Origin of the sequence: Comamonas aquatica NBRC 14918 (assembly GCF_000739875.1) — a bacterium.
GTDB classification, from domain to species: Bacteria; Pseudomonadota; Gammaproteobacteria; order Burkholderiales; family Burkholderiaceae_C; genus Comamonas; species Comamonas aquatica.
Genome location: NZ_BBJR01000022.1, coordinates 1 through 15,716, shown reverse-complemented (window position 1 = coordinate 15,716; position 15,716 = coordinate 1). Strand labels below are relative to the sequence as shown.

The 15,716-nt window shown below is 64.0% G+C and carries 14 protein-coding genes; 8 read left to right on the top strand and 6 right to left on the bottom strand.

Annotated elements, in window-relative coordinates; genetic code table 11:
- Positions 1-3 precede the first annotated feature (3 nt).
- The 5 genes from gsiC to CA2_RS02235 form a co-directional block, all read right to left on the bottom strand.
- On the bottom strand, positions 4-924 hold the full coding sequence (gene gsiC / locus CA2_RS02255) for a glutathione ABC transporter permease GsiC (RefSeq protein ID WP_042412180.1): 921 nt from the start codon (positions 922-924) through the stop codon (positions 4-6).
- Positions 925-1,003: 79 nt separating this feature from the next.
- On the bottom strand, positions 1,004-2,554 hold the full coding sequence (gene gsiB, locus CA2_RS02250; protein WP_042412178.1) for a glutathione ABC transporter substrate-binding protein GsiB: 1,551 nt from the start codon (positions 2,552-2,554) through the stop codon (positions 1,004-1,006).
- Between the two features lie 87 nt (positions 2,555-2,641).
- Positions 2,642-4,507 (bottom strand): dipeptide ABC transporter ATP-binding protein, encoded by a 1,866-nt coding sequence (locus tag CA2_RS02245; protein WP_042412177.1) that lies wholly within the window; start codon positions 4,505-4,507, stop codon positions 2,642-2,644.
- 47 nt (positions 4,508-4,554) lie between these two features.
- A complete protein-coding gene (locus CA2_RS02240) occupies positions 4,555-5,535 on the bottom strand; it encodes an isoaspartyl peptidase/L-asparaginase family protein (RefSeq protein WP_439708924.1) in 981 nt (326 codons plus the stop codon).
- A 14-nt stretch (positions 5,536-5,549) separates the two neighbouring features.
- Positions 5,550-6,512 carry a MurR/RpiR family transcriptional regulator gene (locus tag CA2_RS02235; RefSeq protein ID WP_042412173.1) on the bottom strand — a complete coding sequence of 321 codons (963 nt, stop codon included), beginning with the start codon at positions 6,510-6,512 and terminating at the stop codon, positions 5,550-5,552.
- A gap of 472 nt (positions 6,513-6,984) precedes the next feature.
- Between CA2_RS02235 and CA2_RS02230 the strand changes: the two genes are divergently transcribed.
- From CA2_RS02230 to CA2_RS02195, 8 genes are all read left to right on the top strand, one after another.
- Complete coding sequence (locus CA2_RS02230; protein ID WP_042412171.1) at positions 6,985-8,541, top strand: fumarate hydratase; 1,557 nt, start codon at positions 6,985-6,987, stop codon at positions 8,539-8,541.
- Between the two features lie 518 nt (positions 8,542-9,059).
- The gene (locus CA2_RS02225) at positions 9,060-9,638 is read left to right on the top strand and encodes an NAD(P)H-dependent oxidoreductase (RefSeq protein WP_042412169.1); all 579 of its coding nucleotides are present in this window, start codon (positions 9,060-9,062) and stop codon (positions 9,636-9,638) included.
- 120 nt (positions 9,639-9,758) lie between these two features.
- A complete protein-coding gene (locus CA2_RS02220; RefSeq protein ID WP_042412167.1) occupies positions 9,759-10,007 on the top strand; it encodes a Pathogenicity locus in 249 nt (82 codons plus the stop codon).
- Between the two features lie 7 nt (positions 10,008-10,014).
- Entirely contained in the window at positions 10,015-10,152 is a 138-nt protein-coding gene (locus CA2_RS18710; protein WP_269147970.1) for a VOC family protein, read from the top strand.
- 443 nt (positions 10,153-10,595) lie between these two features.
- Positions 10,596-11,204 carry a DUF938 domain-containing protein gene (locus CA2_RS02210; protein WP_081888832.1) on the top strand — a complete coding sequence of 203 codons (609 nt, stop codon included), beginning with the start codon at positions 10,596-10,598 and terminating at the stop codon, positions 11,202-11,204.
- Between the two features lie 202 nt (positions 11,205-11,406).
- Positions 11,407-12,138 (top strand): hypothetical protein, encoded by a 732-nt coding sequence (locus CA2_RS02205; RefSeq protein WP_217997619.1) that lies wholly within the window; start codon positions 11,407-11,409, stop codon positions 12,136-12,138.
- Positions 12,139-12,198: 60 nt separating this feature from the next.
- Positions 12,199-12,837, top strand: a complete 639-nt coding sequence (locus CA2_RS02200; RefSeq protein WP_156105942.1) for a hypothetical protein — start codon at positions 12,199-12,201, stop codon at positions 12,835-12,837.
- Complete coding sequence (locus tag CA2_RS02195) at positions 12,834-13,916, top strand: YcjF family protein (RefSeq protein WP_042412164.1); 1,083 nt, start codon at positions 12,834-12,836, stop codon at positions 13,914-13,916. Before CA2_RS02200 ends, CA2_RS02195 begins: the two co-directional genes overlap by 4 nt.
- Before the next feature lie 17 nt (positions 13,917-13,933).
- Here CA2_RS02195 and CA2_RS02190 read toward each other — a convergent pair whose 3' ends face one another.
- On the bottom strand, positions 13,934-15,655 hold the full coding sequence (locus CA2_RS02190; protein ID WP_042412162.1) for a methyl-accepting chemotaxis protein: 1,722 nt from the start codon (positions 15,653-15,655) through the stop codon (positions 13,934-13,936).
- Positions 15,656-15,716 lie beyond the last annotated feature (61 nt).

The following is a 15,716-nucleotide window of genomic DNA, read 5'->3' as shown; positions in this document are numbered from 1 at the left end:
GTCTTACTTGTAGCGGATCGTGGGGTTGATGAAGCCGTAAAGCATGTCCACCACCAGGTTGATAAGAATGAATTCCAGCGAGAACAGCAGCACCAGGGTCTGGATCACCGGGTAGTCACGCATGGTCACGGCATCGACCAGCAGACGTCCGAGGCCAGGCCAATTGAACACGGACTCGACCACGATGGAGCCACCCAGTAGGAAGCCGAACTGCAAGCCCATCATGGTGATCACGGGAATCAGTGCATTGCGCAGGCAGTGTTTGAGCACCACGACGCGCTCGTTCAAGCCCTTGGCGCGGGCCGTGCGGACAAAGTCCTCCTGCACAACTTCCACAAAAGAGGCGCGCGTAAAGCGTGCCATCACGGCCGCCACGGCGGCGCCCAGTGTGAGCGAAGGCAGGATGTAGTGGCGCCAGCTATCCGCACCCACGGTGGGGAGCCAGCCCAGATTCACGGAGAAAATCTGCATCAGCAGCATGCCCAGCGCAAATGCGGGGAACGAGATGCCGGAGACCGCCAGCGTCATGCCCAGACGATCTGGCCATTTGTTGCGGTACACCGCGGACATGATTCCAATGCCCATGCCAAAGATGACGGACCAGACCATGCTGGTGACGGTCAGCAGCAGCGTGGGCATGAAGCGCTCGCTGATCTCGACGAGGACGGGGCGGCGTGTGCGCATGGAGGTGCCGAAGTCACCTTGCACCATGTGTATGAAGAAATTCAGAAACTGTTCGGGAAGCGGCTTGTCCAGGCCCAGCTCTTGGCGGACCAGTTGAATCGTGGCTTCATCGGCATCCTGACCCGCGGCAAGGCGCGCTGGGTCACCAGGCAACATATGGACGAAGAAGAACACCAGCACTGCCACGATCAGCAGGGTGGGCAACAGCCCCAGCAGGCGTTTGAGAAAATAGTTCAGCATTATTGAATCGGGGGAGAGTCGCGCCCTCTCCCACGGGCTTGTGCTTGCGGGAGAGGGTCGACGTGAGAGAGTTGGTGTCTTACTTCAGCGCGATTTCGCTGCTGTTGATGTTGCCGTCAGGCATCACGTACACACCAGACAGGCGCTTGGAGTGGGCGTAGAGCACCTTCTCAGTGACCAGCGGAATGCGTGGCAGGTCCTTGGCCAGTTGCTCTTGCGCATTCTTGTAGAGCGTTGCCCGCTCAGCGCTGTCGGTGGACACCAGTGCCTTGGCAATGGATTCATCCACGATCGGGTTGCTGTAGAACGCGTAGTTGGCCAGCTTGGGTGCCCAGGATTCGGTGGCGAACAGGGGGCGCATGGCCCAGTCGGCCTCACCGGTCGAAGAGGACCAGCCGATGTAGTACAGACGTACCTTGGCAGTCTTGGGGTCGGGCCAGGAGTCCACCAGCTCGGCACGCTTGCCGGGCTCCAGTGCCTCGAGCGATACCTTGATGCCGACCTGGGCGAGTTGCTGCTGCAGGAACTGGATGGTTTTTTGGCTGGTGGTGTTGTTGTAGCCGCTCCACAGTGTGGATTCAAAGCCATTGGGGTAGCCAGCTTCCTTCAGCAATTCCTTGGCCTTCTGGACGTTGTAAGGAATAGGCTGCATCTTCACGGCATATTCCACGCCCTGGGGAACGAAACCTTGGGCTGCAAAGGCGTAGCCATTGAATGCCACCTTGGCCAGTGCTTCCTTGTTGATGGCGTAGCCAATGGCTTCACGCACCTTGGGGTTGTCAAAAGGCTTTTGCAGCATGTTGAAGGTCAGGAAACGCTGGATGATGGACGGTGCGGACACCACTTCCACCTTGTCGCTCTTTTCCAGCGTCGCGACCTGTTCGTAAGGCAGTGTGAAGACAAAGTCAGCTTCGCCGGTCTGCAGCATGGCCGCACGTGTGCTGTTTTCGGGCACGGGCTTCCAGCTGACTTGGTCGATCTTGGGGTAGCCCTGTTTCCAGTAACCTGCAAACTTCTTGCCCACGATGGCGTCGGTCTGCTTCCATTCCACGAACTCGAAGGGGCCGGTACCCACGGGGTGGAATGCGATGTCCTTGTTGCCCCACTTCTTCAGTGCAGTCGGGGAGATCATGGCTGCCGAGGCATGGGCCAGGGCGTTGATGAAGGGGCCGAAGGGCTCCTTCAGCGTAATACGCAGTGTCTGTGGGTTGACGGCTTCCACCTTGGCAACGCGGTTGAACTGGTTGGCGCGCAGCAGACGGTTGGCGGGGTCCATCACGCGGTCCAGCGTGGCCTTGGCTGCCTCAGCGTTGAAATCAGTGCCGTCGTGGAATTTGACACCCTTGCGCAGGGTGAAGGTATAGACCAGGCCATCCTTGGAGACCGTATAGCTTTCTGCCAGTACGTTCTGCACCTTCATGTCCTTGTCGAAACCGAACAAGCCTTCGTAAAAGCTCTTGGTGACGGCCGTGGTCAGGGTCGTGTTGGTGTTGTAAGGGTCCAGGGTTTCTGGTGCCTGGTGAATGGCCAGTACGGCATTGCCAGCAGCCAGCACGGAGCCGGATGCTGCAATCGCAGCCAGGGCCAGCAGAGCCTGGGCAGTGCGGTGGATAGAAGCGTTTTTCTTCATGGATGAACTCCGAGGGTGGGTAGGGAAAACAGTTCTCTCTAAACGATGGTCAATGTCTGTCTAGGATCGCTTGCATGAAGCAGGGCTTCAAGCAGCCACCGGTGCGACGAAATGGCCGGGGCCTACCTCCACCATGGGTGGCACGATAGGTTCTTCACCTGCGGGGCGGATGGGGCTGGGAATTTCGCCTTCCAGCAGTACGCGCTTCAGGTGGCGGCGTGCAGGGTCGGCAATCGGCACAGCGGCCATCAGCTTCTTGGTGTAAGGGTGCTGGGGGTTCTCGAAAATGGCCCGGCGAGGACCGATTTCGACAATACGACCCAGATACATGACGGCCACGCGGTGGCTGATGCGTTCTACGACCGCCATGTCGTGCGAGATGAAGAGGAAAGCCACGCCCAGCTCGCGTTGCAGATCCAGCATCAGGTTCACAATCTGCGCCTGGATGGACACGTCCAGGGCGGACACGGATTCATCGGCCACCACCACCTTGGGGTTCAGGGCCAGTGCGCGTGCAATCGCAATACGCTGGCGTTGGCCTCCCGAGAACTCGTGGGGGTAGCGTTGTCCGTATTCGCGTGGCAGTCCGACTTTTTCCAGCAGCCAGTCCACGCGGGCCTGGGCCTCGGCGGGTGAACCGACCTTGTGCACCAAGAGCGGCTCCATGATGGAAAAGCCTACGGTCAGGCGTGGGTCCAGCGATGCAAACGGGTCCTGGAAGATGAACTGGATATCGCGGCGCAGCGACTGCACCTGGCTGCGGGGAAGCTCCAAGATATTGCGGCCACCGAACTCAATGGCGCCACGTTGGCTTTCAACCAGGCGCAGCAGTGAGCGGCCTGTGGTTGATTTGCCGCATCCCGATTCACCGACCAGTGCCAAGGTTTCGCCGGGGTACAGGTCAAAGCTCACTTGCTCCACCGCATGCACGCGGCGTGTGACCTTGTTCATCAAACCGGATCGCAGGTCGAAGCGCGTGACCAGGTTTTGCACGCGCAAAATGGGTTCGGCATTGACTGGGCGGGTGTCCGTGGGAGTGGATTCGCCCATCAGTGTGCTGCCATCGGGGCGCAGCAGGTCAAACTGGCGGGGCAGATCGGTGCCCTGCATGGCCCCCAATTTGGGCACGGCGGACAGCAGTGCACGGGTGTAGGCATGCTGGGGGGCCGCAAAGACCTGATCGGAGCTTCCTTCTTCCACTTTGTCGCCACGGTACATCACCAGTACGCGATCGGCCACTTCGGCAACCACACCCATGTCATGGGTGATAAAGACGACGCCCATGTGCATTTCGTCTTGCAGTTGGCGGATCAGTTGCAGGATCTGCGCCTGAATGGTCACATCCAGCGCGGTAGTCGGTTCGTCAGCGATCAGCAACTGGGGCTTGCAAGACAGCGCCATGGCAATCATCACGCGCTGGCGCATGCCGCCCGAAAGCTGGTGAGGGAAACGGTCCAGGACGTTGCGAGCCTCAGGAATTCGCACCAAATCCAGCATGCGCAGGGCTTCGGCGCGTGCGGCAGCGCGATCCATGCCCTGGTGCACACGAATGGATTCTGCAATCTGATCGCCCGCAGTGAACACGGGGTTCAGCGATGTCATTGGCTCTTGGAAAATCATGGCCACGTCCGCGCCACGGACACTGCGCATTTGCGATTGCGAGGCAGTGGCTACGTTCAGCACCTGGCCATTGCGGCGACGCAGGAGTGCCGAGCCATTCACAATTTTTCCGCCACCGTGCTCCACCAGGCGCATCAGTGCGAGCGAAGTCACGGACTTGCCAGAGCCGGATTCACCGACGATGGCCAGTGTTTCACCACGGTCAACGTGGAAGGAAAGATTGCGCACTGCCTCCACTGTGCGTTCGGAAGTGGCGAAGCGGATGGTCAGGTCGCGGGCTTCCAGCACACGCTGCTCAGGCAACGTCAGGGGGGATGTGGATATCAAAGTCATGGAACAAACTTAAGCAAGATTGGTGCAAAGGCTGTGGCAAACACCAATCAGCGGTAAATAAAAGATTCAGGGACTTGGCCCACACGTGCAATACCGCGGTACATGCCTTCGGTATTGAATGGCAGGCAGACATTCCCGTCGCGGTCCACCGCAATCAGGCCGCCGCTGCCGCCGATGGCAGACAGTGAGTCGTGCACGACGGCTTGTGTCGCAGCCTCCAGTGACAGGCCTCCATAAGCCATGCGTGCGCACACATCGTGTGCTGCCGCCACACGGATGAAGCTCTCTCCGTGACCAGTGCACGACACGGCAGCGGTACGGTCATCGGCATAGGTGCCCGAGCCAATCAAAGGCGAATCCCCCACGCGGCCAGGGCGCTTGTTGGTCAAACCACCTGTGGAAGTGGCGGCGGCCAAGTGGCCATGGGCATCTAAAGCCACGGCACCCACGGTGCCCATTTTGCGCCCCTCATGCAGTGGGGCACTTTCGGGGGTACGTGTCATGGCGGCGGCACCGTCGTGGTCCAGTACAGCGCCTGCTGCGCGGGCCTGCGCAGCTTTCAGTTGTGCCAGACGTGCCTCTGTCGAGAAATAGCTGGGCTCCACCAGCGCCAAGCCAGCATCGCGAGCCAATTGCTCAGCGCCTTCGCCCACCATGAGCACGTGCTGGCCGTTTTGCATCACGGCGCGCGCTGCATGCACAGGATTGCGCACCCGCGTAACGCCTGCCACTGCACCGGCTGCCAAGGTGGCTCCGTCCATCACGGCGGCATCCAGTTCGTGGGTGGCATCCGCAGTGAAGACAGCTCCGCGGCCAGCATTGAACAGTGGGCAGTCTTCCAGTCCTTGGACGGCCACGCAGACGGCTTCCATGGCCGTGCCGCCTTGTTCCAGGACGGCTTGACCGGCGCGCAGCACGGCTTGCAGCGTTGCGTGATAGGCATGTTCTTGTTCTGGGCTGATGTTGGAGCGGCTGAGCGTGCCTGCACCGCCGTGAATGGCAAGGACGGGGGCGGGAGTATGGTTCATCGGGTTCATCGGTGTCATGGGGCCTGCAAATCGCCGTGGTTGTGCTCTGGCGACATGTCCGCGGCGGGCGTTGTGTGGATTCCTTGGCCACGGGGGCTGCCGCCATACAGCCAAGGGCGTACGGATTCCGTCATCCGTGCAGCGTTTTGTAAAGGGTGGTTGGCTTGTAGCGAAACGGCACTTGACAGCGCTTCGATCAAGGCCAGGATGGAGGCTTCTGAAGTTGCCGCATAGTAGTTATCGGTTTGAGCAAACAGGTGGCAGTGCGCCACTTTGCCCAATGGAGATTGGGTGCTGTCGGTCAGTGCCAGCACTCGCACGCCTTGCTGGGCGGCGCTTTGCGCGACCGACACAGTGTCGGCGAGGTAACGGGGGAAACTGATGGCGATCAGCAGGTCTTGTGCGGTCATCCGCGGCAGCAAGCGGGCACTGTGCGAGGCGCCTGCCACACTGGTTAGGAGATGCACGTTATCGCAGTCCAGATCCAATCCGCGTTGTAGCAGGCCCGCCAACCAGCCGCTGGAGCCATAGCCCAGCACATACACGCGCCTAGCGCCCAGAATCAGCTGTACAGCCTCTTCGCAAGCCTGGGGTGTCAGTGCTTCGCGGGTCGCTGCAACGTTTCGCAGGCTTTCTTCCATGGCGGCGACAAAAGCGTCATGCACCGAACATGGCTTTTCCAGACGAATGCGCATTTTTTCCAGCGGCGCCAGCATGGCCTCGAAGCCCTTGACCAACTCGGCACGCAGCATCGGGTAGCCATCTAGGCCGATGGCGCGGGCGAAGCGGTTGGCGGTAGCCACTGAGACGCCGACTGCTGCAGCGAGCTCATCAATTGGCATCGTCGCCGCTTGCAATGGGTGGGCCAGCACGTAGTCCGCAATTTGCCGGTGCGAAGGCGTCAGTGCCGACCGGTGCAGGTCGATGCGGGAGGCAATCGTTACCGCTTCCGCTGAAGATTCCTGCTGCGTGGACATGGAGTGTGTGGCTGAGAAAAAATTTACATTTTTCTATATTAAAGAGAATTTTTGATCATTCAAGATGGCTGGTCGCGATATTCATTAGGGGAATTACGTAAATCGAGGGTGCAGGCCATCACATTCCATTTGCTGGGGATTCGCATTTTGCTCAAACGCTACGTGCTCGGTCGGAGTCCATGTGGGGACTTAGTCAAGCACCGCCATGTCAACATCAGCTCAGTCTTGGCGGGCATGCCAGCACAATGGTTTTTCCGCATGTCTGAGTGGAGGTCATATGGGGGGCTGCTGCCACGGTGTGCTCTAGGAAAGACGGCCTTGCTGATCGCTGGAGAGCTGTGTGGGGCTCTGGTGAATTACAAGTCCTCTATAAGACTTGTCAGCTTTGGCCTGTCAGTTCGACGCTTAGCGGGGATAATCAGCAGGTTTTCCGCGCGCAGCCCCTGCGCACCCACAACAGAGAAGCTTCACGATGACGACCTCCATCCGCCAGCAGGACCTGATCGACTCGATCGCAGGTGCCCTGCAGTACATCAGCTACTACCACACACCGGATTTCATCCAGCATCTGGCCCGCGCCTACGAGCGCGAGCAAAGCCCAGCGGCCAAGGATGCGATGGCGCAAATCCTGACCAACTCCAAGATGAGTGCCACCGGCCAGCGCCCCATCTGCCAGGACACCGGCATCGTCAACGTGTTCCTGAAGGTGGGCATGGACGTCAAGTGGGAAGGCTTCACCATGGGCCTGGAAGACGCCATCAACGAAGGCGTGCGCCGTGGCTACAACCACCCCGACAACACGCTGCGCGCGTCGGTCGTGGCTGACCCCCACTTCAAGCGCAAGAACACCAAGGACAACACCCCCGCCGTGATCAACGTGCAGATCGTGCCCGGCGACAAGGTGGACGTGACCGTGGCGGCCAAGGGCGGCGGCTCCGAGAACAAGTCCAAGATGATCATGATGAACCCCAGCGATTCCATCGTGGACTGGGTGTTGAAGACGGTTCCTGAAATGGGCGCAGGCTGGTGCCCCCCCGGCATGTTGGGCATCGGCATTGGTGGCACGGCGGAAAAGGCTGTCTTGCTGGCCAAGGAAAGCCTGATGGAAGACCTGAACATGTACGAGCTGCAGCAAAAGGCTGCCAGCGGTGCAGAGCTGGATGACGTGGAAAAGCTGCGCCTGGAGCTGTTCGAGAAGATCAACGCCCTGGGCATTGGCGCCCAAGGCCTGGGCGGCCTGACCACGGTGCTGGACGTTAAGATCAATATGTACCCCACGCACGCGGCCTCCAAGCCCGTGGCCATGATCCCCAACTGCGCCGCCACCCGCCACGCCCACTTCGTGATGGACGGCTCCGGCCCCGTGTACCTGGAAGCGCCTTCGCTGGACAGCTGGCCCAAGATCGACTGGGCACCCGACTACAACAAGTCCAAGCGCGTGGACCTGAACACCCTGACCAAGGAAGAGGTCGCCAGCTGGAAGCCCGGCGACACCCTGCTGCTCAACGGCAAGATGCTGACCGGCCGTGACGCCGCCCACAAGCGCATCCAGGACATGCTGGCCAAGGGCGAAAAGCTGCCCGTGGACTTCACCAACCGCGTGATCTACTACGTCGGCCCGGTGGACCCCGTGCGCGACGAAGTGGTTGGCCCTGCCGGCCCCACCACGGCCACCCGCATGGACAAGTTCACCGAGATGATGCTGTCGCAGACCGGCCTGATCTCGATGATCGGCAAGTCCGAGCGAGGCCCCGTCGCCATCGAGGCCATCAAGAAGCACAAGAGTGCCTACCTGATGGCTGTGGGCGGCGCCGCCTACTTGGTGTCCAAGGCCATCAAGCAGGCCAAGGTGGTCGGCTTTGAAGACCTGGGCATGGAAGCCATCTATGAATTCGACGTGGTCGACATGCCCGTGACCGTGGCCGTGGATGCCGGTGGCACCAGCGCCCACATCACCGGCCCCGCGATCTGGAAGGAAAAGATCGCGACCGGCGAATTCAAGGGTATCGAAGTGGCCGCGGCCAAGTAAGCCTGTCTGGCTTGCTCCCTACGAACCGCCTTCGGGCGGTTTTTTCATGGGCGGGTGCTGGGGCTGTGTGGGTCGAGCATGTGGCGGCGGTGCAGGTCTGTGCCAGGCGGGCGCCGGGTCGACGCAGCGCCTGCCGATCACCATCGGCAGAGACAGTGGGGTCGCTCCCGCTTGGCGAAAGCGAGCACTGACGCTGACCGTGGGAGCCGTTGACAGCCCCCACAGGCGCTGATGGGACAGGGCGCTGTGTCTGCGCCAGTGCCTGGCGTTGCCATGCGGGCGGGCCTTGTGCTGTACGGGCGTTTTGCCGATGATGCAGGCCGCACGGGTCGCCATGCACCGTGGCCAGGCTCGATGCCACCGGCCAGGACCGCACCGCGCCCCGGAGCCCTGTTGCGAGGGGGTTGCCGTGGCGGGCACACTGCCTAGTGCCTGCGCTGGAATCCGCATCCGCCAGCACTCCTGCGGGACGCGGTGTGCCACGCACAGGGGCTGTCCCTGGTCCTCTTTACCTGTCCATGCAAAAACGCATTCTTGTCATCATGGGGCACCCCGGCACGCAGAGCTTTTGCGCCAGCCTGGCGGATGCCTATGTCCAGGGCGCTACCGACGCCGGGCATGCCGTCCAGCGCATCGATGTGCGCGATCTGGTGTTCGACCCCATCTTGCATGAGGGCTACCGGCAGATCCAGGCGCTGGAGCCCGATTTGCTGGCGGCCCAGCAGGCGCTGAAGGAGGCCGACCATCTGGTGTTCATCTATCCCACCTGGTGGGGCGGTATGCCGGCCTTGCTGAAAGGCTTTTTTGACCGGGTGCTGCTGCCGGGTTTCGCGTTCAAGTACCGGGCCAATTCCGTGTGGTGGGACAAGTACCTGACGGGCAAGTCGGCCCATGTCCTGACCACCATGGACACCCCACCGTGGTACTTTCGGCTCTTCTACCGCAACCCCGGCAACAACCAGATGCGGCGCACCATCCTGGAGTTTTGCGGTATCCGGCCCGTTCGCATCACCTGCATTGGCCGCGTGCACAATGCACCAGCCAGCTGGACAGCCCGGTGGTTGGACAAGGCGGCCGCCTTCGGGCGCCGCGCCTGAGGGAGGTCAACACAGGCCGGAGATGGCGGGATATGGCGACGGGATGGGGACCGCCGTGCGCCAGGGGCACCGCCACGGCAAGGGCGGCCGGCCCCGTGACTTTTTTTGAGAGGGAGAGGAATGCCTTTTTCGCTGGAAGAACGCCGGGCCTTGCTGGCCGTCAAGGGCGTAGGGCCCACGGTGGTGGCACGGCTGGAGCAGATGGGTTTTCAGACCCTGGCCCACCTGAGCAGGGCGAATGCCTTGGACATCACGGCCAAGGCTTCGGAGATCGTGGGGTCGAGCTGCTGGAAGAACAGCCCCCAGGCACGGGCGGCGATCCAGGCGGCGATTGCCCTGGCGCAGTCGCGCCAGGGCTCCGGGCAGTGAGGCGCGCATGGCGGTTCTGGGCATCAGCCACCTGACGTTCATCGTGCGCGATGTGGAGCGCACGGCGCGCCTGTTTGTCGAGGGACTGGGGGCGACCGAGGTCTACGACAGCCAGGGGCGCAACTTCTCGCTGTCGCGCGAATAATTCCTGCTGCTGGGCGGTGTGTGGCTGGCCTTCATGGAGGGCGAGCCGACGGCGCGTTCCTACCGCCATGTGGCGTTCGAGGTGGCCGAGGCCGATGTGCCCACTTATGCCGCCGCCTTGCAGGCCCTGGGGACCGAGATCCCCCGGCACGCCCGCGTGTCGACGGCGAGGGCCTGTCGCTGTACTTCCATGACTACGACAACCACCTGTTCGAGCTGCATGCCGGCTCCCTGGCCCAGCGGCTGGCGCACTATGCGCAGTGAAGTGCGCACTGGGCAGGCCCCGGCGTGGCCGGCAGCCCGGTCGCAGGGCGCTGGCCCCGGGCCCTGCCGGGTGCTGTCACGGCTTTAAAACAAGAGCTGTCAGCGCTTGTCCAGTCAGCGCCAGAGGCTGAAAACACCTGAAGCGCTCAATGCCGAGGGCTTCGTGCCAAGATGCGCGGTATGAGCCAAGTCTTCGCACCCTCCTGCGCCAACAGCCAGGCGCCGATCCTGGCCGTGCTGCAGCACGCCTTGGCCGGCCGCACCCACGTGCTGGAAATCGGTAGCGGCACCGGCCAGCACAGCGTGTACTTTGCGCCGCGCCTGCCGCACCTGGTGTGGCAGACCAGCGATCTGCCCCAGCACCACGCCAGCATCCAGGCCTGGCATGCCGCAGAGCCCGCACCCAACCTGCGCGCACCGCTGGTGCTGGAGATCGGCGGTGCCACCGCCTGGCCACAGACGGATGACGGCCCCTTCGACGCTGTCTTCACCAGCAACACCTTGCACATCATGGGCTGGCCGCAGGTGCAGCAGCTGCTGGCGCTGGTGGGGCAGCAACTGCCACCTGGCGGGGTGCTGGCGGTGTACGGGCCGTTCAACTATGGCGGGCGTTACACCAGCGACAGCAACCGTGCCTTCGATGCCAGCCTGCGCGCGCGCGATGCAGCCAGCGGCCTGCGCGACCAGGAGGCCGTGGTGGCGCTGGCACAGCAGCAGGGGCTGCTGTTGCGCGATGACCACGCCATGCCGGCCAACAACCGCACCCTGGTGTTTGAGAAGCACGCTTGATAGCCATCCAGCCCTTGCCCAGCTTGCGCCAGATGCTCTGAATTCCGAATCGCTGGCAGGGCCGAGGGGCCTGGCAATTGTGATCAGTGGTAAATACCGTGCGTTGGCGCAGGCCTGCCCCTAAGATGCGAGCCTACAGGGGTCGGGACGTTGTCTGACAGCGCCCAGCCGGCCTGTGCAGGGATGGCACAAGGAGACGGGGATGGGAGTGACAACCACAATCAGTGTCGGGGTGGGGCTGCTGCTGGGCGCGGCGGTGCTGGCGCAGGCCCACACGCTGGAGCCTTTGCCCGCCGGCGTTTCCGCCGGGCAGGTGCTGGTACCGCACGGGGTGTATGCCCACATCGATACGCGGCAGACCCAGGAAATGCTGCAGATCCTGACCCAGGGCAGCGCGGAGCAGCAGCAGGCTGCGCTGGAGCGCGTGCGTGCCGCGCCCGAGCGTTTCCAACCACCGGTGCTGTATGCGATGTCGCAGGTCTTGTTCAAGGCCAAGCTCTACCACGAGGCCGCGTTCTGGTTCTATGCCGGCCAGCTGCGTGCACGCTTCGATGTCAACCGTAGCACCGACCCCACGACCCGGCAGGCGGTCGATGCCTTGAACCAGACCTACGGCGCACCGATCAACCGCTATCTGTTCCAGGACCTGGACCGGGCCTTGGACCTGATCGCGAACGTTGTGGCCTGGGACCGCAAGACCCCCTACGACTACGATCCGCACTGGATCAACCTGCATGGCATGCAGGCCGTGCAGGCCGCGCGCGATCCGCAGTCGGCCGGGGCACGCACCGCGGCATCGCTGAGCCAGCCCCCCTCGGAGTGGGCAGCAATTGCCGAAAGAACGCGGGCCAAGTATTTCAAGAGCTTCCAGGACGCGATCACCGGCATGCAGGACAAGCTGCCGCCCAGCCCGCCGGCGCAGCCGTCCAGGTAAGGGCTGTTGGTGTCGACATCGGGTCGCTGGCAGCGGTGGTTGTGGCCGCCCGGGACGGTGGTGGTCAAAAAAATCTGGATCAGCTGGGTGCTGCTGGTCATGCTGGGGGCGCTGGTGCCCCTGCTGCTGTGGCGCAGCTTTGTCCCCAGTGCCGACACCATGCGCGGGGCGCTGTATCTGTCGCTGGCCCTGCTGCCGGTGCATGGCCTGTGGCTGTGGCGCCTGCGCGCACGCGGCGCCTGGGCACCGTCCGGCACCTGGCTGACCTACGGGCCGGTCAAGCGCTGGGCCATGGGCGTGCTGGTGCTGGGCTTCTGTGCCGCCATCTTGTGGATCGACCTGGCCATCACCCTGCCCAGTCTGTATACACGGTTGTGGGGCGTGCCCAGCGAGCAGGCCACGCAGGTGCAGCCCCACCGCAGCAGCGCCAAGCACAGCTGCCGCCACCAGCTGAAGATCGAGGGCATCCGGTTTCCGCTGTTCGAGTTCTGCATCGACGCCGAGCAGCTGGCGCAGTGGCCCGCCCAGCCCCTGCCGGCCACCGTGCTGCTGCGGCGTTCCGCCCTGGGCATGGAAGTGCTGGGCTTGCGCCTGGTGCGGCCGGCGCCACCCGCTGATGATCCCGAGCCGGGGAACCCGCAGGCCGCGGCAGCACTCAAACCCGCTTTGCCGACACCATTCTTGCAGGGAGCACCATGACACACGACGAAATCCGCGCCACCTTGACCTTGTGCCTGCTGGCCTCGTTTGCCGATGGCGAAAAACACGAGCGCGAGCGCGAACAGATCCGCCAGGTGGCCGAAGGCCTGGCGGGCGCACAGGGCGTCAACCTGCCCGGCCTGTACCAGGAGGTGCTGCTGCGCCGCGTGGACCTGGCCTCGGCCGCGGCCCGCCTGACCAGCCGCGAGGCCCGGCAGCTGGCCTATGAAATGGCGGTGTGCGTGTGCGATGCCGACGGCCACACCAGCCCCAAGGAAGACGCATTTTTGGCCCAGCTGCGCCAAGCCTTGGGCCTGGCCGGCGCTGGCGCGGCGACCCAGGCGGCATCCATTGCTCCTGCAACCGTAGCTGCTGGCGCAGCTGTGGCGGGCGTTGGTGTCGGTTTTGATGCCCAGGCCCGTGCTGTGGCCGATGCCCCGCTGCAGGCCGCCGGCCCCGAGTCCGGCATCCAGCTGCCCGCCGGGGCCAGCGTGCCGCATCCTGCGGCGGTCGACGCCCTGTCCAGCACGGCGGCACAACGCCGCCCCGGCGCGCTGCCGGCCGCCGAGATGGACAGCAAGATCCTCAAGGCCGCCATCTTGAACGGCGCCATCGAGCTGCTGCCCGAGAACCTGTCCACCCTGGCCATCATTCCGCTGCAGATGCGTCTGGTCTACCAGATCGGCCAGAGCTATGGCTACGAGCTGGACCGTGGTCACATCAAGGACCTGCTGGCCGCGCTGGGCGTGGGCCTGACCTCGCAGTACCTGGAGGAGGCCGGGCGCAAGCTGCTGGGGGGGCTGCTGGGCAAGGCGGGCAAGGGCATCTTCGGTGGCCTGGGCAAGCAGGCCGTCAGCAGCGGCATGAGCTTTGCCAGCACCTATGCCTTGGGGCATGTGGCCAACCAGTACTACGCGGGTGGGCGCCAGCTGTCGACCGACATGCTCAAGGACGCCTACCAGCACGTGATGCAGGATGGCCGCCAGCTGCAGGCCCGCTACCTGCCGCAGATGCAGGACACCGCACGCGGGCTGAACACGGCCAAGATCCTGTCCATGGTGCGCGGCGGCGGCCTCTGATTCGGCGCCGGCATGCCCTAGTCCTGCAGCGCGCTGGCGGCGTGCCGCTGTGCCGGGGCGGCCGCTAGCGCCGCCACCCGGGGCAGGGGGACGGCGTGCACGCCCAGGCTGTGCGGCCCCCTGGCGGTCTGCGGGGGCCGTGCGGCTGGTGCAGCCGGTGTCGCCGCCGGCGTTTGCGGCACGGCCTGACCGGCCGTGTGCGGATGCACCTTGAAGCGCTGCACCAGGGTGCGCAACTGCTCGGACTGTTCGCGCAGGCTGTGCGCGGCGGCGGCACTTTCTTCGACCATGGCCGCGTTCTGCTGGGTCATCTGGTCCAGGGCGCCGACGGCCTCGTTCACCTGGGCCACGCCATCGCGCTGCTCGGCCGCGTTGGTGTTGATGGTCTGCATGACCTGGGTGACGTGCTGGATGGATTGCACCACCTCGTCCATGGTGCTGCCCGCGTCCTGCACCAGGCGTGCGCCGTCGGCCATGCGGCTGACGGAGTCCTGGATCAGCAGCTTGATTTCCTTGGCGGCCTGCGCGCTGCGCTGGGCCAGGGTGCGGACTTCGCTGGCGACCACGGCAAAACCGCGGCCCTGCTCGCCGGCGCGTGCGGCCTCCACGGCCGCGTTCAGTGCCAGGATGTTGGTCTGAAAGGCGATGCCGTCGATCACGCCGATGATGTCGGCAATCTGCTGGCTGCGGCTGTGGATGTCGGTCATGGTGGTCACCACCTCGCTGACCACGGCTCCGCCGCGCTGCGCCACGCCCGAAGCCTGGTGGGCCAGTCCGGCAGCCAGCTGCGCGCTGGCGGCCGTGGCCTGCAGGGTCTGGGTGAGCTGCATCATGGCGGCGGCGGCCTGCTGCAGGTGGCTGGCCGTGACCTCGGTGCGCTGCGACAGGTCCTGGTTGCCCGAGGCGATTTCGCCGCTGGCCACCGTGATGGCATCGCCGCTGTCGCGCACGTCGTCGATCATCGCCGAGAGGCTGTGGCTCATGCGCTCCAGCGATTGCAGCAGTTGCCCGAATTCATCGTGGCGCGGCTGGTCGAAGTGGGTGCGCAGGTCGCCGGCGGCAATCTGCTCGGCCACCTGGTTGGCGGCGCGCAGGGCGCGGCGGATGCTGCCAATCAGCAGGTAGGCGCCCACGGCCACGCCCAGCAGCAGGAACACCATGTTCAGCGCGGCCGCCTTGACCACGCCTTGGCGGGCGGCACCCATGTCGGCGCGCATCTCGGCCAGGCGCTGGGCCTGCTGGTGCACATAGGCCGCCAGCGCCTGGGCGTAGGCGTCGGCCGCCTGGCGGTAGCTGCTGCGCGCGGCCTGGCGTGCGGCGTCCAGCTGACCGCTGGCCTGCAGCTGCCGCGCCTGGTCGCCCGCAGCCTGCAGTGCCTGGCGCAACTGCGCCAGCTGCTGCAAGGCGCTTTGGTCCTGGCGGTCCAGGCTGCTGGCCTGCAGGGCCTGCTGCAGGCCGTCGATGGCCTGGTGGGTGGCGGCGATGTGCGCGCCCAGGTCGGCCGCATCCTGGGCCTCGCTGCTGAGCAGCGCCGCCTGGGTGCGCACGATGTTGACCTGGGAGAGGGCGCTCCATTGCGAGGCCTGGTCCAGGCGCTGCGACAGCAGGCTGTCCTGCTGGTTGAAGCGGCGCTGGTGTGCGGCCGAGTTGTAGCCGGCATGGCCGACGATGAGGATGGCGCCCAGCACGATGCTGGCAACACCGAGCCATAGCTTCTGAGTCACACCGATGTGCTTCATTGCAGCCCCTTGGGTCTGGTCGTGGGGTGGCCGTCGCAGGGCGGGGCCACGTGATGGTTGG